This is a genomic window from Mesorhizobium sp. WSM3860 (assembly GCF_002294995.1).
Taxonomy (GTDB): Bacteria; Pseudomonadota; Alphaproteobacteria; order Rhizobiales; family Rhizobiaceae; genus Mesorhizobium.
This window is the reverse complement of the sequence record NZ_NSGF01000002.1, coordinates 210,162-229,409: the sequence shown is the minus strand read 5'-3', so window position 1 is coordinate 229,409 and position 19,248 is coordinate 210,162. Positions and strand designations below refer to the sequence as shown.

Here is a 19,248-nt window from a genome sequence, read left to right as displayed (position 1 = left end):
TTCGCCGAGCGTGAGCGTCAAGCCACCCCCCTCTGTCCTGCCGGACATCTCCCCCTCGAGGGGGGAGATTGGCAGTTCGTGCGATGGCGGCCATCTGGCGACCTTGGTGATTGGCGAAGCGTTAGGTGAAATCCAATCTCCCCCCTTGAGGGGGAGGTGCCCGGCAGGGCAGAGGAGGGTGCCTCGCGCATCCGCCGGTATCTAGGCCATGCACTTCGGACCCCATCTCCTGCTCGCCGCCCTGGAAGGCCTCGTCACCTCCGCCGTGCTGGCGCTGACGGCGCTTGGCCTGTCGCTGGTGTTCGGCGTCATGCGCATCGTCAATGTCGCGCATGGCGAGTTCTTCATGCTGGGAGCGGTGCTTGCCTGGGCGATCTCGACGGCAATTTCCGGCCATCCCGCTATCGGCTTCGTCGCCGCGCTGGTGATTGCGCCCTTGCTGGTCGGGCTGGTCGCGTTTCTTGCCGAATGGCTGGTGCTGCGCCGGCTGAACTACAATCCCGAAGGCACCATCGTCGCCACCATCGGCATGCTCTACATCATCCAGCAGCTGGCGCTGACTTTCTACGGTCCGGAGGCGCGCCCGGTCGAGCCGCCCTTCAATTACCGCATCCTGCTGCCGTGGTTCGGCTATTCAGGCTACAAGCTGTCGGTCATTGCCGCCTCCGCCGTTCTGCTGGTGATCACCTGGCTGGTGCTCACACGGACGAAAATCGGCCTGATCATGCGCGCCACCCAGTATGACCGCGAGACGGCGCAGGCCTTCGGCATCCCTGTCGAGCGCGTCTATGCCGGCGTGTTCGCCATCGGCGCCATGCTGGCGGCAATCGCGGCGGTGCTGATCGTGCCGATCAGCCAGGCGCATTACCTGATGGGGCAGGATCCGCTGCTGTTGTCCTTCATCGTCGTCATCATCGGCGGGCTCGGCTCGCTGCGCGGCACCGTGGTTGCCGCCATTCTGATCGGCCTCTCCGACGGCATCGTCTCGGTGTTCTTCTCGCCGACCTTGGCCAAGATCATCGCCACGCTGGTGGTCGCCATGGTGCTGGTGTTCCGGCCGCAAGGCCTGTTTGGGACGACGCCGCGATGAAGGATGCTTCGCCGGCAAAGACCTACGCGCTGCATCTCGGCGTCATCGCGCTCCTGTTCGCGCTGAACTTCGTCCTGCCCGATTATCATCAGGGCCTCTTCGCCCGCATCATGGCGCTCGCCGTCTTCGCCATGGGCTACAATCTGCTCTTCGGCTATGTCGGGCTGCTCAGCCTCGGTCACGCCATGTTCTTCTCGGCCGGCCTCTATGGCGCGGGACTCACCGTCTACCACCTCGGCTGGGGTGTGCCCGAAGCCTTCGTCGCCGGGGTTGCCTGCGGCGCCCTGTTTGCCTTGGCCATCGGCCTGCTCGCGCTGCGCACATCGGGTGTGGCGTTCATGATCGTCACCATGATGTTCGCGCAGGTCTTCTATCTGCTCATCCTCTATTTCGCCGCCTGGACCGGCGGCGACCAGGGCCTGGTCATCCAGCAGTCGTCGAGAATCATCACGATCGGCGGCGCATCCCTCGACTTGACCAATCCGACTGTGCGCTACATGAGCGCTCTGGCGCTGTTCTCGGTCGTGCTGCTCATCACGCTTGCCGTCGTTCGCTCCCGCTTCGGCCGCGTGCTGGTCGCCATTCGCGAGAATGAGGAGCGCACGAAGATGCTGGGCTACGACACGGTCGCCAACAAGCTCGCCGCCGTCATTGCCTCAGGCGCCATCTGCGCCGCGTCCGGTGCGGCTTATGCGCTGCTGTTCGGCTATATTGGATCGAGCTTCGCTTCGGTGCAGTATTCGATCCTGCCACTGCTCTGGGTGCTGCTCGGCGGCGCCGCGACCATCCTCGGGCCGCTTATCGGCACGCTGTTCATGTATTATGTCACCGACATCACCAGCGGCTTCACCTCCGCCTATCTTTTGATCGTCGGCGTGGCGCTGATCCTGCTGGTGCTCTTCTTCCCGAAGGGCGTTCTGGGCAGCGTCCGCCAGCGCTGGCTCGGATGGCTGCCGTGATGCCGCTGCTCACCACCAAGGATCTTTCGCGCCGTTTTGGCGGCTTGCGCGCCGTCGACGGCGTCGACTTCGCGCTGATGCCGGGCGAGATCCGCGCCATCATCGGCCCCAACGGCGCCGGTAAGACCACGTTCGTCAGCCTGCTCAGCGGCCGCATCCAGCCGTCCTCCGGCATGATCGTCTTCGACGGCGCCGACATAACGACCATGCCGGCTTACAAAAGGGTCCGCCTCGGCGTTGCCTACACCTTCCAGATCACCAGCGTCTTCGCCAATCTCACGGCCTACGACAATGTCGCGCTGCCGGTGCAGCGCACGCTGACCGACGGCCGTTCGAAGGGGCAGGTGAGGAGCGGCGTCATGGCGGCGCTGGAGCGCACCGGCCTCGCCGACCGCGCCGGTACGCCGGCCGGCCAGCTTTCCTACGGCCACCAGCGCCTGCTGGAGGTGGCGATGGGCCTGGCGCTGAGGCCGCGCCTGCTGATCCTCGATGAGCCGACGCAAGGGCTGGCCGACAGCGAGATCGACAATTTCGTCCTACTGGTGCGCGAGATCGCCAAGCACGCCACCGTGCTGCTCATCGAGCACAACATGCCGGTGGTCATGCAGCTTGCCGACCGCATCACCGTCTTCAATTCGGGAAAGATTCTCGCTGAGGGCACGCCCGAGCAGATCCGCACCAATGCCGAGGTGCAGGATGCCTATCTCGGAGCGACCCATGGCTGATCTGCCCAGCACCAAGAGCGGGCTGCTCGCCATTTCCGGCCTCGACTGTTTTTACGGCGAGGTGCAGGTGCTCTACGGGCTCGACCTTGTCCTCAACAAGGGCGAAGTGCTTTGCCTGTTCGGCCGCAACGGCGCCGGCAAGACGACGACGCTGAAGGCGATCATGGGGCTGGTTCCGGCCGCTGCCGGTTCGATCAGACTGGCCGGCAAGGAGCTGACTGGGCTGGCCGCGCATGACGTGCCCAAGACGGGCGTCGCTTATGTGCCGCAGGGCCGACGATTATTCGCCGACATGACGGTGGCGGAAAACGTCGAGATCGGCCTGATGGCCCGCGGCAAGGGCAAGGCGACGCGGGAACGCGTCCTCGACCTTTTCCCGCTGCTGCGAGAGCGCTTGAAGCAACGCTCCGGCACGCTTTCCGGAGGCGAGCAGCAGATGCTTGCCATGGCGCGCGCGCTCTGTCTCGAGCCGCAGGTGCTTCTGCTCGACGAGCCGACCGAAGGGCTGATGCCGTCGATGATCGCCAAGATCCGCGAGACGGTGGCGAAGCTGCGTGATCTGGGCGTCTCGACGATCCTGGTCGAGCAGCGCGTCGACGCCGTGCTGTCGGTCGCCGACCGCATCTCATTCATCGAGAACGGCCGCAACCGGGAGACGGTCGATGTCGAGGAACTGCGCGCCGACCCCTCCGCGGTGCGGAGGTATGTGGGCGTGGGCTGAGGACTACCCCTCCCTTGTGGGGAGGGTCGCGAGGCAGCGGGGCGGGGCTGGCGCCGACCCCCACCCGGACCTTCGGCCCGACCTCCCCACAAGGGAAGGTAAAGCTCTGCACCGCTTCAGCTGAAAAACAAAAACCCCGCGATCCAAAACGTCGGGATCAGCACCAAGCCCGACCACGCCATGTAGCCGAAGAAGCCCGGCATCTTGAAGCCGCGATGCCTGGCGATGGCAAAGACCATGAAGTTTGGCGCATTGCCGATATAAGTGTTGGCGCCCATGAACACGGCGCCGGCCGAGATCGCGGCGAGCGTCGAGGCGGCTTCGGTCATCAAGTGGTGCGCATCGCCGCCGGCGAGCTCGAAGAACACCAGATAGGTCGGCGCGTTGTCGAGAAAGGACGACAGGGCTCCGGTCAGCCAGAAATAGGCGAGATCGTCGGGCTGGCCGTCGGCCGAGGTGACCAGCGAGACCAGCGGCGCCAGCGCGCCATCGTGCCCGGCTCTCAGGATGGCGATAACCGGCACGATGCAGATGAAGATGCCGGCAAACAATTTCGCCACCTCGGCGATGGGCCCCCAACTGAAGCCGTTCGCTTCCCTGTGGCTCTTGTAGGAGACTTTGAGCGACAGAAAGGCTAGTGCCAGGATGATCGCGTCGCGCACCAGGTTCTGCAGCTCCAGGCCGACGCCGAGGACCGGGATGCTGATGCCCGGCTTCCAGCTGGCGGAAAGCAGGATCGCACCGATCACGCCGGCCAGCAGCGGCAGGTTGGCGAGGCCCCGCAGGCGCACCTTCGTCTCCGGTGTCGGGTCCTTGATCTTCGGCAAGCCGCCCTCGCGGCGATGCAGCACGATGTCGAGCGCCAGGAAGATGATGAGCACCAGCCCGCCGGTGAACAAGGTCTCTTGCCAGAGGTTCGCGGTCGTCCAGAAGAAGTCGACCCCGCGCAGGAATCCGACGAACAGCGGCGGGTCGCCGAGCGGGGTCAGCGAGCCGCCGATGTTCGAAACCAGGAAGATGAAGAAGACCACCACATGCGCGTTGAACGAGCGGTTGTCATTGGCGCGCAGGACCGGTCGGATCAGGATCATCGAGGCGCCGGTCGTGCCGATGACCGAGGCGAGGATTGCGCCGATCAGCAGCAGGCCGGCATTGACCAACGGGGTGCCATGGATGTTGCCGGCGACCAGGATGCCGCCCGAAATCGTGAACAGCGCAAACAAAAGGATGATGAAGGAGAGATATTCTGTGAGCAGCGTGTGCAGCACCGCCTCGCTTGCCGCCGGCATGCCGAAAGCGATCGCCAGCGGAACCGCTGCAAGTGCCGCCCAAGCGGCGGCGATCTTGCCGTAATGATGCTCCCAGACATGATGAAACAGCAGCGGTCCGGTCGCGATCGACAGCAACAGGCCGGCAAAGGGCAGCGCCCACCAGAGCGACATCGCCGCGCCGGGCAGCTCGTGCGCCTCGGCTGCGAAAACCGGTTGTGGAAAGGCGAGAAGGAGTGCGGCCGTCATGGTCGCCGCCAACATCTTCGCCAATGTCGCAAAGCCCCCTCGATGCTTCACGGCGCGGTCAGTCCGAAAGGTGATCTTCGAGCGTCACCCCGGCCTCGCGCATCCGTTTCAGCATCGTGCCGACCGAGCCGTTGAGATCGATGCCGCGGCAGGCATCCAGTCGCACCGTCGTCTTGAAGCCTTGCTTGGCGGCATCGAGCGCCGAGAAGGCGACGCAGAAATCTGTGGCCAGGCCGACCAAGGTAATGGTGTCGATGCCGCGCTCCTTGAGATAGCCGGCAAGGCCGGTTGGGGTTGTGTGGTCGTTCTCAAAGAAAGCCGAATAAGAGTCGATCGCGGAGCGGAAACCCTTGCGGATGACCAGTTCCGCTTTGGTCCAGGCGAGCCCGGAATGGAAATCGGACCCAAGGCTGCCCTGGATGCAGTGATCCGGCCAAAGCGTCTGCGGCCCGTAGGGCATCTCGATCGCCTCGAAGGGCTGCTTGCCTGGATGGCTGGAAGCGAAACTCGAATGGCCGGCCGGATGCCAGTCCTGCGTCAGGATCACGTGATCGGTCCGCCGGATCAGGTCGTTGACCAGCGGCACGATCTCGTCGCCGCCGGCCACCGCCAGCGCGCCGCCGGGGCAAAAGTCGTTCTGCAGGTCGATGACGATGAGCGCTTCGTCGGCCATGCGGCCTCCCTTCTTTCTCGGCTGGGCTCCAGTTGACGCGACCGGAGACGGAACCTTGACCAGATGGCCGGCGGCGTCAACCTCCACAGGCATAACAAAGCCGTGGCGGTCGGTTTGTGACAGACCTGGCCGACCACTTCGCTTTGACAATCGTGGCGAAGTTGATATCATTTGCATACGAATGAATTTGCCTGACTGGGACGGCGGCAGATTCCCTCGGAAAGGCTCCTTTCTGGGAAGGCAAGCGTGATCCGCTACGCGAAACCCACCACGGTCGACGAGGCGCTCGCTCTGCTTGGCGAGGACCGCTGGCGCATTCTGGCCGGCGGCACCGATTTCTATCCGGCGCAGGGAGCGAAACCTTTCCGCGACAACATTCTCGACATCAATGGTCTCGCCGCGCTGCGCGGCATCGCCGAGACGGACGATCATTGGTGGATCGGCGCCCGCACCACCTGGACCGACGTCGTGCGCCACAAGCTGCCTGCGGCGTTCGATGCGCTTAAGGCGGCCGCGCGCGAAGTCGGCTCGGTCCAGATCCAGAACGTCGCGTCGGTCGCCGGTAATCTCTGCAATGCCTCGCCCGCCGCCGATGGCGTGCCGGCGCTGCAGGTGCTCGATGCCGATGTCGAATTGCGGTCGGCGAAAGCCACGCGCTACCTGCCGCTTGGCGGGTTCATTCTCGGCAATCGCCGCACGGCGCGCCAACCAGGCGAGATGGTTACCGCCATTCGTGTGCCGAGACGTTCGGCTGTCGGCACGTCCGTCTTCGTCAAGCTTGGCGCGCGGCGCTATCTCGTCATCTCAATTGCCATGGCTGCGGCGCGTCTGGTGATCGAAGATGGCGTGGTCGCCGATGCTGCTATCGCTGTCGGCGCCTGCTCCGCCGTCGCCCGCCGCCTCAGGGGCGTCGAGGCGGCCCTGCGCGGCCAGCCGGTCACCGGCGCGCTCGCCGATGCGGTGCTGTCTGCGCCGATCGACGAGCTGTCGCCGATTGCCGATGTGCGCGGCAGCGCCGAATATCGGGAGCATGCGGCGCGCGAGATCGTTGTCCGCGCAGTGCGCGCTGCGACTGGCCCTGGCGACGGCAAGGTGGCCGCATGACCATGGAGCGCACCGCCATTGCCTTTGAGGTCAACGGCAAAGCTGTCAGCGTGTCGGTGCCGCCGGTCAGGCGGTTGTCGCAGGTTTTGCGGGACGAGTTGCGGCTGACCGGCACCAAGGTCGGCTGCGATGCCGGCGATTGCGGCGCCTGCACCGTGCTGGTCGACGGCAATCCCGTCTGCGCCTGCCTGGTGCCGGCGGCCTCCGTCTCCGGCGCTTCCGTCACCACGGTCGAGGGTCTCGCCAATGGCAGCCTGTCGGCCTTGCAGGCGTCCTTCCTCGAACACGGCGCCGCGCAATGCGGCATCTGCACGCCGGGCCTGCTGGTGGCGGCTACCGCGCTTCTGGAGCGCAACCCAACACCGAGCGAGGCCGAGACGCAGGATGCGCTCGGCGGCGTGCTCTGCCGCTGCACGGGGTACCGCAAGATCATTGCCGCGGTGATGGATGCTGCACGGCGCGTGAGCGAACCTTCGAAGGTCGGCGCCGCCCCTCATCCGCCTGCCGGCACCTTCTCCCCGTATAGTGATGGGGAGAAGGGACAAGCTCCAACGCTGGCGACCCCCTCTCCCCGTTCTTCACGGGGAGAGGGTGAGGGTGAGGGGCAGCGCCAGCTTTACGGAATTACCAGCAATCTCGACTACCGCTTGCCGGAGGTCGGCCACGCCGTCGGCGCGTCGCCGATCCGGCTCGACGGCGTGCCGAAGGTTACCGGCGACGAAAAATTCGGCGGCGACTCCTTTCCGCACGATGCGCTGTCCGTGCTGGTCGTCCGCTCGCCCTATTATCACGCCGGTTTCAGCTTCGGGGATCTCGACGCATGGGCCGCAGCGCATCCCGGCATTGCGGGCGTCTTCACCGCCGCCGACATTCCGGGCAAGAACTGCTTCGGGGTCATCGGCCCCTTTGCCGATCAGCCGGCTCTCGCCGAAGGTTTCGCGCGCCTGCGCGGCGAGGCGGTGGCGCTGGTAGCGGGCGAGCGCGAGGCCATCGTCGATCTCGACCTCACGGATTTTCCGATCGCCTGGACGGAGCGGCCGCATGTGCTGCAGCCCTGCGAGGCGAAAGCCGAGGGCGCACTCCTGATCCACCGGCATCGTCCGGCGAACCTGCTCACCTCCGGCTATGTCGAGCGTGGCGATCCCGAGAGTGCACTTGCCATCGCTGCTGTCACCGTCTCCGGCACCATCGAGACTTCTTTCGTCGAGCATGCCTATATCGAGCCAGAAGCGGGCTTCGCTTACATGGATGGCGACACGCTCGTCGTCGTCGCCTGCACGCAGGCGCCTTACATGGACCGTGACGACACGGCCAAGGTGCTTGGCCTTCCGGTCGAAAAGGTGCGCATCGTGCCGACCGCCACCGGCGGCGGCTTCGGCTCGAAACTCGATGTCTCGCTGCAGCCTCTGATCGGCCTTGTTGCGATGAAGACCGGCAGGCCGGCGGCACTCGCCTACACGCGCAACGAATCCATGATGTCGACCACCAAGCGCCATCCGGCCGAGATGAAGGCGACCATCGGTGCCGATTCCGAGGGCCGCGTCACCGGCATGATCTTTGAGGGCGACTTCAACACTGGCGCCTATGCAAGCTGGGGTCCGACGGTCGCCAACCGCGTGCCGGTGCACGCCTCTGGCCCCTATCTGACGCCGAACTTTCGGGCGACGGGCAGGGCCATCCATACCAACGGCCCGATCGCCGGCGCCTTCCGCGGCTTCGGCGTGCCGCAGGCGACCATCATGCAGGAAACGCTCTATGACGAGCTCGCCGGCAAGCTGGGCACGGATCGCCTTGACTTCCGGTTGAAGAACTGCCTCCGCAACGGGTGCGAAACGGTCACTGGCCAACGGCTCGAGTCGGGCGTCGGCATCGCTGAATGCCTGGCGTCGCTTCAACCTCATTGGGCTCGCGCGCTTGGCGAGGCGGAAGCCTTCAACGCCACCAACACGGCAAGCAAGCGTGGCGTGGGCGTCGCCTCCTGCTGGTATGGCTGCGGCAATACTTCGCTGCCCAATCCTTCGACGATCAAGGTCGGCATCTCGGCCTCTGGAGATGTCGTGCTCCACCAGGGCGCCGTCGACATCGGCCAAGGCTCGAACACGGTCATCACCCAGATATGCGCCGACGCGCTCGGCCTCTCGCTCGAGAAATTCCGGCTGAAGAGCGCCGACACCGCCATCACACCCGACGCCGGCAAAACATCCGCGTCGCGCCAGACTTTTGTGACTGGCAAGGCGGCGGAGAAGGCAGGCCGCGCGCTGCGCGAAAAAATCCTGCGCTTCGCCAATGTTTCGGAGAAGGCGACGATCGCGCTTGACGGCGCAAGCATCTCAATCGGCGAGGGGGACGCGACGCGGCGCATCGATCTGTCAACACTGAAGATCGATGCCGACGGCTTGGTGTTCGTCGCCGAAGAGACCTACGACCCGCCGACGCTGCCGCTCGACGCCAACGGCCAGGGCAAGCCCTATGCAGTCTACGGCTATGGCGCGCAGATCGCCGAGCTCGAGGTCGATCTCAAGCTGGGCACGGTGAAGCTGCTCAAGATCACCGCAGCGCATGATGTCGGCAAGGCGATCAACCCGGTGCTGGTCGAGGGCCAGGTCGAGGGCGGCATCGCGCAGGGCATCGGCATGGCGCTGATGGAGGAATACATCCCCGGCCGCACCGAAAATCTGCATGACTATCTCATCCCGACCATCGGCGACGTGCCGCCGGTCGAGCACCTATTGGTCGAGGTTCCGGATCCGGAAGGACCCTTTGGCGCCAAGGGCTTGGGCGAGCATGTGCTGATCCCGACCGCGCCGGCGATCCTCAACGCCATCCGCCATGCTACAGGCGTGCTGGTCACCAAAGTGCCGGCGACGCCGAGCCGCATCCTGGCGGCGATCCGTGAAAAGGAGGCGCGCCGATGAGCGAGCTTGCCGAACGTTTCGAAACCCACGATCCCGGCGAGAAGCAGGTGGCGGAAAAGATCCGCTGCGATGCCTGTCCGGTGATGTGCTACATCGCCGACGGCCGCACCGGCGCCTGCGACCGCTACGGCAATGTCGGCGGCCGCATCGTGCGCATGGACCCGCTGACCATCCTCGACCACGCGGCCGAGACCGGCGGCGCGGTCGTGCCATTCGTCGCCGAGGGCGAGGAGTGGGGCGGCGAACTGGTCAACACCGGCCGCCGCTTCGTCACCGCGATCGGCGCCGGCACCACCTATCCGGATTACAAGCCGGCGCCCTTCATCGTCAGCCAGGAGGTCGAGGGTGTCGATCTCGTCACCGTCGTCACCGAGGGCATCTTCTCCTATTGCGGCGTCAAGGTGAAGATCGACACCGACCGCCATATCGGCGACGAGACGGCGACCGTGCGCTCCGAAGGCGAGGCGATCGGCCACGTCACGACGGGCGAGTATGGCTCGCAGATGCTGTCGCTTGGCGGCGTGCATCACTTGACCGGCGGCTCCAAGGCTGAAGGCCGCGCGACTTGCGACGCGCTGCTCAACCTCTGCAACAGGAAGCCGGTCGAGCTCACCATCGATGGCGGTGCAACGGTCATTGTCGAGGCCGGCAAGGCGCCGGTCATCGACGGCAAGGTCGAGCATCGCATGCGCGTCGGCTGCGGCTCGGCCACCATCGGCATGTTCGCCACGCAATGGCGCGGGCTCGTCGACGAGGTTGTGGTGGTCGACGACCATATCACCGGCGTCGTGTCGGAACATCAGGCCGGCAAGGTGCTGGGCTGGGAGGATACCGGGATAAAGATCATCGGCCGCCGCTCGACGCCCGGACGGTACTTCAAGGTTTCGGAGCCGGGCCTCGGCTGGGGCGGCACGACGATCTCCGATCCGCTGTCGATCCTGGGCGATTGGAACGCCAAGAAGGGCGCACGCCCTGGCCTGTCGCTGCTCATGGTTTCGACGACCGGAGAGCAATTCGCCTATTACGAGCTGGACGATGAGTTAAAACCGGTCGAAAAACCCTTCCCGGAGCGGCTGCAGAAATCCGTCGGCCTGATCGAGGACAATTGCGAGCCGGCGTTGTGCACCGTGCTCTTTATCGGCGGCGCCGGCGGCTCGCTGCGCGCCGGCGTCACCGAAAACCCGGTCAATCTCACCCGCTCGGTGCAAGGCCTGAAGACCTATGTCACCGTCGGCGGCGCGCCGGTCTATGTCTGGCCGGGCGGCGGCATCACGCTGATGGTCGATGTCACCCGCGTGCCGGAAGGCGCTTTCGGCTATGTGCCGACGCCGGCCTTGGTCGCGCCGATCGAATTCACCATGCGCCGCGACGACTACGTCCGGCTTGGCGGCTATGAGAGCGAGATCCGCAGCGTCGAGGACATTCTTGCCAAAGGCGGCGAGTACCTCAATCCGCGCAGCAGAGCCGGCGCGCCGGCCGGCAATCCCTGGCCGCCGTTGGCGCAATTGCGTCGCACCCCGGCCAATGGGGCCGACTGATGAACGGCCCGCAGGCGCATTGGCTGGCCGACGGCAGGCGGCTTCATCTCAACCACGGGCCAATCGACCTCATCGTCGAGGCCTTCGGCGATGCAGTTGAATGCCGCGCCGCCTGCGCCCAGGCCGTCGCGCGCTTCCAGACGATCCTGACCGAACTGGTCGAGGAACTTCCCGAATTGCGGCGCCCGGCGTCTTTGCCGCCGCGCGCTTTTGCAGGCCCGACGGCGCGGCGCATGGAGGCGGCCGTGTCGCCCCTGTCCGAAAGGTTCATCACGCCGATGGCTGCGGTCGCCGGTTCGGTAGCCGACGAAATTATGGCCGCGCTTCTCGCCGGACGCCGGCTCGAGCGCGCCTACGTCAACAATGGCGGCGACAGCGCCATTCATCTCGGCAAGGGCGCGACGATAACGCTGGCGATCGCCGGCACCGGGCACGGCATGGCCGACCGCATCACGATCCGCGCCGAAGACGGCGTGCGCGGTGTCGCCACCAGCGGCTGGCGCGGCCGCTCCTTTTCGCTGGGCATCGCCGACGCGGTCACCGTGCTGGCGCGGACCGGCGCCGAGGCGGACGCCGCGGCGACCCTTATCGCCAACGCGGTCGACGTGCCTGGGCATCCGGCGGTTCATCGCGTGCCGGCGCGGGACCTTTCGCCCGACAGCGATCTCGGCGATCGGCTGGTGACGCAGGGTGTCGGCGCGCTCGCACCCGGCGAGGTGGCGCGGGCGCTGGACAACGGCCTTGCCGTCGCCGAAGATTTTCGCCGGCGCGGCCTGATTGCCGCGTCGGCGCTGTTCCTTGCCGGCCAAACCCGCATCAGTGGCTCCGTGGCGCTCGCCGCGCCCAACAAGCATAAAGCGAAGGAAACTGCCCATGCCTGACTTTCCGATCCGCAAGGTCGCGGTGCTGACCGAGGAGATCTTTCACGACGGCGGCCCAGCGGCGAAGGAGCCGCGCCTGCGCGCCGCGGCTCTCGCCGTGGTCAAGAACCCGTTTGCCGGCCGCTATGTTGAGGACCTGCAGGGCGCGATGGAGGACCTGAAGCCGCTTGGGCTGTTGCTTTCCGACAGGCTGATCGCAGCACTTGGTGGCGACGTGAAGAAGATCGATGGCTACGGCAAGGGCGCCATCGTCGGCGCGGCCGGTGAACTCGAGCACGGGGCGCTGTGGCATGTGCCGGGCGGCTATGCCATGCGCGAGCGCCTCGGCGACGCCAAGGCGATCGTGCCGTCGGCGAAGAAGGTCGGCGCCTTCGGCGCCCGCCTCGACGTGCCGCTCGGCCACATCAACGCCGCCTATGTGCGCAGCCACTTCGACGCCATGGAAGTCGGCATCAGCGACGGTCCGCGTCCCGACGAGATCCTGTTCTGCCTAGCCATGACCTGCGGCCCGCGCGTCCACAACCGCATGGGCGGCCTTGCGGCCGAGGACATCAAGGCTTGGGACGGCTTGAGATGAGCGGCGAGGACAATCTGCTGCGGCTGGTCAAGGCCGACGAGCTGGACGAGAACAACTACCATCTGCAGGACCAGGTCGGCTTCATCCTGCGCAAGGCGCATCAGCGCCACGTGGCGATCTTCGCCTCGCACATCGCCGATCTGACGCCGCCGCAATTCGCGGCTTTGGCCAAGCTCTACGACATCGGCGAGACCTCGCAGAACCAACTCGGCACGCTGATTGCCATGGACGCCGCGACCGTAAAGGGCGTCATCGACCGGCTGAAGGCGCGCGGGCTGGTCGAGCTTTCCAAGCACGAGGTCGACAAGAGGCGGCTGCTGGTCAATCTGACGGCTGAAGGCCGCGAGGCGATCGAGCGGCTGATCCCGCTTGCCCGCACCATCACCGAGGAAACGCTGGCGCCGCTCACGGCCAAGGAGGCCGCGACCTTCCTGCGGCTGCTGGCGAAGCTGGCCTGATCAGACCTCCGGATCGACCCCGAACATCTCCCGCGCCTGCTCGGCCGTGTAGTAGCCGAGCCGGACATCCTCGGCGATCTGTTTCGGATCACGCTCGCGCGGATCGCCATAGCCGCCACCGCCGGGAGTGCCGACGCGGACACGGTCGCCGGCCTTCAGCGCGATATCCTGCTCTTTCGAAAGATGCGGCGGCACATGCGCTTCGCCGCCCCGGAACACGGTCACGCTGTTCGGCGCGCCGTCCCTGCCGCCCAGCGCGCCCTGCGGCCCGAAACGGCCGTGGTCCATGACGAAGGACGCGCGGGCTTCACCGCGCAGGATCTCGACTTCATAGGCGAGCCCGAAGCCGCCGCGATGCTTGCCGGCCCCGCCGGAGCCTTCGCGCAGCGCGTAATGCCGGTAGAGCACCGGAAAGGCCTGCTCCATGATCTCGACCGGCGGCGACTTCGAGATGCCGATGGTCGAACAGCCATTGCTCAAGCCGTCATGGCCGGCATTGCCGCCGTAGCCGCCGCCCGAAATCTGGTACATGACATAGTCGCGGCCGCGCGCCGGATCGTTGCCGCCAAGCGCGAAATTGCCGCTGGAACCGGCGGGAGCTGCCGTTACCTTCTCCGGCAATGCCTGCACCATCGCCGCGAACACGGCCTCCGCAATACGCTGCGAAACCTCCGCCGCGCAGCCCGAGACCGGCCGCGGATATTTGGCGTCGAGGAAGGTACCTTCCGGCCGCTTCACGGTCAGCGGCTCGAACGCGCCGGCGCTGATCGGCACTTCCGGGAAAATATGGCGCATGGCGAGATAGACGGACGACAGCGTCGTCGCCAGCACGCTGTTCATTGGGCCGGCGCAAGGTTTCGACGAGCCGGCGAAATCGAAGGTCAGGCTGTCGCCCTTCTTCTCGACGGCCAGATTGATGGTCAGCGGCTCGTTCACCACGCCGTCTGAATCGACAAAAGCCTGTGAGCGGTAGACGCCGTCCGGGATGACGGCGATCGAAGCGCGCATCTGCTCGGCGGCCCGCCGGCGCAGTTCAGCGATCGCTTCGACTACGGTTTGGTCACCGTAACGATCGAGGATCTCACTGAGCCTGTCCTGACCGATCAGCAGCGCAGCAGCCTGGGCGCGGATGTCGCCGATGCGCTGGTCGGCGACGCGGATGTTCGAGCAGATGATGGCGTAGATCTCGGGATCGAGCACGCCCTTCTTGAACAGCTTCACCGGCGGCAGCCGCAGACCTTCCTGTTCGACGGCGGTGGCCGAGGCCGAGAAGCCGCCGGGCACCGAGCCGCCGATATCCGGCCAATGGCCGGTGTTGGAAAGCCAGCAGAAGATCTTGCCGTCGCGGTAGACCGGCATGACGAAGCGCACGTCCATCAGATGCGTGCCGCCGAGATAGGGATCGTTGACGATGTAGATGTCGCCGGGTTCGGGGGCCAGACAACGGCCGTCGGCGATCATCTCGATCACCGTCTTGGTCGAATATTGCATGACGCCGACGAACACCGGCAGGCCCTGGCTGCCTTGCGCGATCAGCGACCCGTCGACGGCGGAATAGATGCCGTCGGAGCGGTCATTGGCCTCGGCGATGACCGGCGAGAAGGCGGCGCGGGAAAACGTCAAATCCATCTCGTCGCAAACTTGCTGCAAGGCGGCCTGCAGCACCGAAAGCGTGATCGTGTCGAGCTTTGCCCCTTTCAACGCTGGCATTGTCAGGCCTCGCCGATTTCGATGATGATGTTGCCGTCGGCGTCCGAACGCGCATGATCGCCGGGCTCAAGCACGGTGGTGGCGTCCATCTGCTCGAGGATCGCCGGCCCCTCTATTGTTGCGTCGAGCGGCAGCCTTTCGCGCGCATAGACCGGCGTGTCGTGCCAGCGCCCGCTGTACCAGATCGGCCGGATCTCGCGCCGCGCCTCCTCAAGCGTCGCCGCGCGTCCCGCCGGATCGATCAGCTGAGACAGGTCGATCTCGGGCCGCACGCCGGTCACCGACGTGTTGAGGTTGACGAGATTGGCGCGGATCTCCGGCAGTTCGACCTTGAAGCGGGCGAAATAGGCTCTTTCGAACAGTTGCTGCAGCGTCGCCCGCGAAACCGATGAAGAGGGCAGCGGCACGTTGATGATGTGCGTCTGGCCTACGAACTGCATGTCGGCGGAGTGGGTGACGCGGATCGCGTCGGGCTTCACCGCTTCCTTGCCGATCAGTGCCTCGCCTTCGTTTCGGTGCCGTTCCAACACCTCGCGAAGCTTGGCTTCGTCGAGACTCGCGACCGGCTGGTTGACCGTATTGACGAAGTCATGCCGCAGGTCGGCGACGACGCAGCCGAGCGCGTTGGTGATACCCGGGCGTGCCGGCACCACCACCTTCGGCAGGCCTAGTTCGCGGGCGAGCGCCGTCGCGTGCAGCGGACCGGCGCCGCCGAAGGCGAACAGCGCGAAATCCCGCGGGTCGTGACCGCGCGACACCGAAACCATGCGGATGGCGCCCGCCATCTTCATGTTGCCGAGCCTCAAGATGGCACCGGCCGCCTCGACGCCGGAAAGGCCCGTGTGCCTGCCGATCCTGTCCTCGAAGATTGCCGTGACGCGCTCGACAGTGACCGGATTGTCGACCGCAAGCAGCTTCTTCGGCGCCAGCCGCCCGAGCACCAGATTGGCATCGGTGATGGTGGGTTCCGTGCCGCCGCGCCCGTAGCAGATCGGGCCGGGATAGGCGCCGGCGCTTTCCGGGCCGATCTGGATCAGGCCGGCCGCGTCGACGCGCGCGATCGAGCCGCCGCCGGCGCCGACGGTGTGCACCGCCACCATCGGCACATGGATCGGCATCGCATATTCGATCTCGATCTCGTTCGAGACGGCGGGCTCGGCGTTGCGGATCAGCGCGACATCGGTCGAGGTGCCGCCCATATCGTAGGTCACCAAGTTGCCGAAGCCGGCGCGTTTTCCCGTGTAGGCGGCGGCGATGACGCCGGAAGCCGGACCGGACATGACGGTCTTTGCCGATTCCTGCGTGACGAAGCGGGCCGAGATCATGCCGCCATTGCCGTTCATGATCAGGAAGTCGCGCGCATAGCCTTTCGCCGCGAGTTCCTTGCGCAGCCGCTCGACATAGCGCTCCAGGATCGGCTGCACCGAGGCGTTGACCGCCGCCGTCACGCCGCGTTCGAATTCGCGCGCCTCCGAAAGCAGCGCATGGCCGGTGGTGATGTGGCCGTTCGGCCAGAGCTCCGCCGCGATCTCGGCCGCGCGGCGCTCGTGCGAGGGGTTGGCGTAGGAATGCAGGAAATGGATGACGAGCGACTCGCAGCCGGCGTCGAGCAGCTTTTTCACGGCATCGCGCAATTCGGCCTCGTCGAGCGGCAGGCGAACCGCGCCGGACGCCTCGACGCGCTCCGACACTTCGAACCGGAGATCGCGCGGAATGACCGGCACGAAGGTGCCCGTCATGCCATAGGCTTGCGGCCGCGTGCGCCGTCCGAGCTCGATCACGTCGCGGAAGCCGCGCGTGGTGATCATGCCGGTCCTGGCCAGCCGGCGCTCCAGCACGGCGTTGGTGGTGGTCGTCGTGCCGTGCACGATGAGGTCGATGCCCTCGATCGGAAAGCCGGTCGCGCCGAGCGCGGCGACCACTCCAAAGGCCTGATTTTCCACCGTCGTCGGGGTCTTGGCGATGTGCACCTTGCCGCCGGCCTTGCCGTCGATCAGGAGCAGATCGGTGAAGGTTCCCCCGACATCGATGCCGGCAACCACGCTTCCCGCCGACGCCGAAAATTTCTCATTCATCGCCGAAACCCGAAATGCCAGGACTACGGATATGCCTCGGTTTGGAAAGCCGTTTTACGCTGCCATCTTGACCTGAAGATCATTTGTATACTAATAAATTCCGGACACAAGAGCTTACCGCTTGGCAGTGTGCAGAGAGCACGTCGGAACCTGACCGTTCGGGCGCGCAGGAGAAAGTTTGGCGCCAGCGCCTCGCGTCCGCGCCGGAAAGTTGGGTTTGATGAACACGACATCCGCGTTGAACCTCACCGGCGCAAAGCCGCTGCAGTTCCCGATCCCGGCCAATGTCTATGCCGAGACCGTGGTATCGGTGAAGCATTACACCGACCGCCTGTTCTCGTTCCGCATCACCCGCCCGCAGTCGCTGCGCTTCCGCTCCGGCGAGTTCGTCATGATCGGTCTGCCCAATGCCGAGAAGCCGATCTTCCGCGCCTATTCCGTCGCCAGCCCCGCCTGGGACGACGAGCTCGAATTCTTCTCGATCAAGGTCCCGGACGGTCCTTTGACCTCGGAGCTTCAGAAAATCGAGGTCGGCGACACCGTCATCATGCGCCAGAAGTCGACCGGCACGCTGGTGCTGGACGCGCTGACGCCTGCCAGGCGCGTGTTCATGATTTCGACCGGCACCGGCATCGCGCCTTTCGCCAGCCTGCTGCGCGACCCCGACACTTATGAGAAGTTCGATCAGGTGATCCTCACCCACACCTGTCGCGACAATGCCGAGCTCACCTACGGCCAGGAACTGGTGGCTGCGCTCGAGACCGATCCGCTGATCGGCGAACTCACCGGCGGCCGCGTCACGCTCTACAATTCGACGACCCGCGAGGAGTCGGCGCGCATGGGTCGTATCACGGCGCTGATCGGCTCGGGCAAGTTCTATTCCGACCTCGGTATCGACAAGCTCAACCCCGAGACCGACCGCATCATGATCTGCGGCTCGATGCACATGCTGAAGGACGTCAAGGAGCTCGCCGAAAGCCTCGGCTTCGAGGAGGGCTCGCTCAGCCATCCCGCCAGCTTCGTCGTCGAGCGCGCCTTCGTCGGCTGAGGCGCGTCTCCCGGTGTTTTGACCATACGGTCAAAAACCTACTGCTTTTGCCGCCTTTTTCCGCTATGAGCCACTGAAGGACTCGTGAAGGACAGCTTCGCGAGCTATCTTCAGTGCACGTCGCTGAATGAAAGGGCAGGAGATGAGCAGCACCATCCGCGAGGCCGGCGCAGGCGCGTCCAAGATCATGCCGCTGCCGGCGCGTGCCGCCGCCAACACGCCGATGCCGCTTGAGCACGGCATTGCCCGCAATCCTGGCATGAAGCTGGACCTCGGCTTCCTCGAATCCGTGCGCAGCGTCAACCGCTCGGCGCTGGAGCGCCGCGTCGCGACCCTCACCAAGCGGCGCTCGATAAAGGCCGACAACCAGGCCGCCTGGCTGCTGCGCGCGATCGCCTGCATGGACCTGACCACGCTGAATTCCAACGACACCGACGAGCGCGTGCGCCGGCTCTGCGCCAAGGCGATCAATCCGCTGCGCTGGGATATCGTCGAGGGCCTCGGCATCGCCGGCGAAACCATGCGCCCGGCCGCGGTCTGCGTCTATCATCCGTTCGTCGCCACCGCGGTCGATGCCGTGCGCGGCACAGGCATCCATGTCGCGGCTGTCTCCACAGCGTTCCCGCACGGCCTTGCGCCGCTCTCGACGCGCCTGCAGGAGATCGAGGCCTCGGTGAAGGACGGCGCCGACGAGATCGACGTTGTCATCCCGCGCGGGCTGGTTTACGGCGCGAAATGGCGCGAGCTGTTCAACGAGATCGTCGCCATGCGTGCCGCCTGCGGCGATGCCCATCTCAAGGTCATCCTTGGCACCGGCGATCTCGCCACCCTGCGCAACGTCATGCTCGCCTCGATGGTGGCGATGATGGCGGGCGCCGATTTCATCAAAACCTCGACCGGCAAGGAAAGCGTCAACGCCACGCTTCCCGTCGGGCTTGCCATGGTGCGCGCCATTCGCGCCTATTTCGAGGAGACCGGCTATCTGATCGGCTTCAAGCCGGCCGGCGGCATTTCCACCGCGAAGGTCTCGCTCGACTGGCTGGTGCTGATGAAGGAAGAGCTTGGCCGGCCCTGGCTCGAGCCGGAGCTGTTCCGCTTCGGCGCCTCCAGCCTGCTCACCGACATTGAGCGTCAGCTCGAGCATCATCTGACCGGGCACTACTCGGCCAACCATCGCCACGCGATGGCTTAAGCCGATAGCCGATCTCTCCCCTTGTGGGGGAGATGTCCGGCAGGACAGAGGGGGGCGCGAAGGAA

16 protein-coding genes are annotated in these 19,248 nt (G+C 65.7%); 12 read left to right on the top strand and 4 right to left on the bottom strand.

The window, feature by feature from the left end; genetic code table 11:
* The first annotated feature begins 208 nt into the window (after positions 1–208).
* From CK220_RS04960 to CK220_RS04945, 4 genes are read left to right on the top strand one after another with little or no spacing between them, the layout of a single operon-like run.
* Positions 209–1,090: a branched-chain amino acid ABC transporter permease gene (locus CK220_RS04960; protein WP_095810468.1), complete on the top strand. Its 882-nt coding sequence runs from the start codon at positions 209–211 to the stop codon at positions 1,088–1,090.
* The gene (locus CK220_RS04955) at positions 1,087–2,049 is read left to right on the top strand and encodes a branched-chain amino acid ABC transporter permease (protein ID WP_095810467.1); all 963 of its coding nucleotides are present in this window, start codon (positions 1,087–1,089) and stop codon (positions 2,047–2,049) included. Before CK220_RS04960 ends, CK220_RS04955 begins: the two co-directional genes overlap by 4 nt.
* Positions 2,046–2,774, top strand: coding sequence for an ABC transporter ATP-binding protein (locus CK220_RS04950; protein WP_095810729.1), 729 nt, complete (start codon positions 2,046–2,048; stop codon positions 2,772–2,774). Before CK220_RS04955 ends, CK220_RS04950 begins: the two co-directional genes overlap by 4 nt.
* Positions 2,767–3,495, top strand: a complete 729-nt coding sequence (locus tag CK220_RS04945) for an ABC transporter ATP-binding protein (protein ID WP_095810466.1) — start codon at positions 2,767–2,769, stop codon at positions 3,493–3,495. Before CK220_RS04950 ends, CK220_RS04945 begins: the two co-directional genes overlap by 8 nt.
* Positions 3,496–3,611: 116 nt before the next feature.
* Here CK220_RS04945 and CK220_RS04940 read toward each other — a convergent pair whose 3' ends face one another.
* Both CK220_RS04940 and pncA read right to left on the bottom strand, forming a co-directional pair.
* Positions 3,612–5,027 carry a sodium:proton antiporter gene (locus tag CK220_RS04940; RefSeq protein ID WP_095810465.1) on the bottom strand — a complete coding sequence of 472 codons (1,416 nt, stop codon included), beginning with the start codon at positions 5,025–5,027 and terminating at the stop codon, positions 3,612–3,614.
* Between the two features lie 43 nt (positions 5,028–5,070).
* Positions 5,071–5,685 carry a bifunctional nicotinamidase/pyrazinamidase gene (gene pncA, locus CK220_RS04935; RefSeq protein WP_095810728.1) on the bottom strand — a complete coding sequence of 205 codons (615 nt, stop codon included), beginning with the start codon at positions 5,683–5,685 and terminating at the stop codon, positions 5,071–5,073.
* Between the two features lie 246 nt (positions 5,686–5,931).
* Between pncA and CK220_RS04930 the strand changes: the two genes are divergently transcribed.
* From CK220_RS04930 to CK220_RS04905, 6 genes are read left to right on the top strand one after another with little or no spacing between them, the layout of a single operon-like run.
* The gene (locus CK220_RS04930; protein ID WP_095810464.1) at positions 5,932–6,789 is read left to right on the top strand and encodes a xanthine dehydrogenase family protein subunit M; all 858 of its coding nucleotides are present in this window, start codon (positions 5,932–5,934) and stop codon (positions 6,787–6,789) included.
* Positions 6,786–9,704: a molybdopterin-dependent oxidoreductase gene (locus CK220_RS04925; RefSeq protein ID WP_095810463.1), complete on the top strand. Its 2,919-nt coding sequence runs from the start codon at positions 6,786–6,788 to the stop codon at positions 9,702–9,704. Before CK220_RS04930 ends, CK220_RS04925 begins: the two co-directional genes overlap by 4 nt.
* On the top strand, positions 9,701–11,242 hold the full coding sequence (locus tag CK220_RS04920) for a 6-hydroxynicotinate reductase (RefSeq protein WP_095810462.1): 1,542 nt from the start codon (positions 9,701–9,703) through the stop codon (positions 11,240–11,242). The genes CK220_RS04925 and CK220_RS04920 overlap by 4 nt, the downstream gene beginning before the upstream one ends.
* Complete coding sequence (locus CK220_RS04915) at positions 11,242–12,123, top strand: hypothetical protein (protein WP_095810461.1); 882 nt, start codon at positions 11,242–11,244, stop codon at positions 12,121–12,123. Before CK220_RS04920 ends, CK220_RS04915 begins: the two co-directional genes overlap by 1 nt.
* Positions 12,116–12,700, top strand: coding sequence for an amino acid synthesis family protein (locus CK220_RS04910; protein WP_095810460.1), 585 nt, complete (start codon positions 12,116–12,118; stop codon positions 12,698–12,700). Before CK220_RS04915 ends, CK220_RS04910 begins: the two co-directional genes overlap by 8 nt.
* Positions 12,697–13,158 (top strand): MarR family transcriptional regulator, encoded by a 462-nt coding sequence (locus tag CK220_RS04905; protein WP_095810459.1) that lies wholly within the window; start codon positions 12,697–12,699, stop codon positions 13,156–13,158. The genes CK220_RS04910 and CK220_RS04905 overlap by 4 nt, the downstream gene beginning before the upstream one ends.
* Here CK220_RS04905 and CK220_RS04900 read toward each other — a convergent pair whose 3' ends face one another.
* Together CK220_RS04900 and CK220_RS04895 are read right to left on the bottom strand one after the other, a co-directional pair.
* Entirely contained in the window at positions 13,159–14,868 is a 1,710-nt protein-coding gene (locus CK220_RS04900; protein WP_095810458.1) for a hydantoinase B/oxoprolinase family protein, read from the bottom strand.
* A gap of 2 nt (positions 14,869–14,870) precedes the next feature.
* Positions 14,871–16,943 (bottom strand): hydantoinase/oxoprolinase family protein, encoded by a 2,073-nt coding sequence (locus tag CK220_RS04895; RefSeq protein WP_095810457.1) that lies wholly within the window; start codon positions 16,941–16,943, stop codon positions 14,871–14,873.
* Positions 16,944–17,163: 220 nt separating this feature from the next.
* On the opposite strand from CK220_RS04895, the gene CK220_RS04890 reads away from it, so the two are divergent.
* The gene (locus tag CK220_RS04890; protein WP_095810456.1) at positions 17,164–17,991 is read left to right on the top strand and encodes a ferredoxin--NADP reductase; all 828 of its coding nucleotides are present in this window, start codon (positions 17,164–17,166) and stop codon (positions 17,989–17,991) included.
* Positions 17,992–18,133: 142 nt separating this feature from the next.
* Positions 18,134–19,183: a deoxyribose-phosphate aldolase gene (deoC, locus tag CK220_RS04885; RefSeq protein ID WP_095810727.1), complete on the top strand. Its 1,050-nt coding sequence runs from the start codon at positions 18,134–18,136 to the stop codon at positions 19,181–19,183.
* The last annotated feature ends 65 nt before the right edge of the window (positions 19,184–19,248 follow it).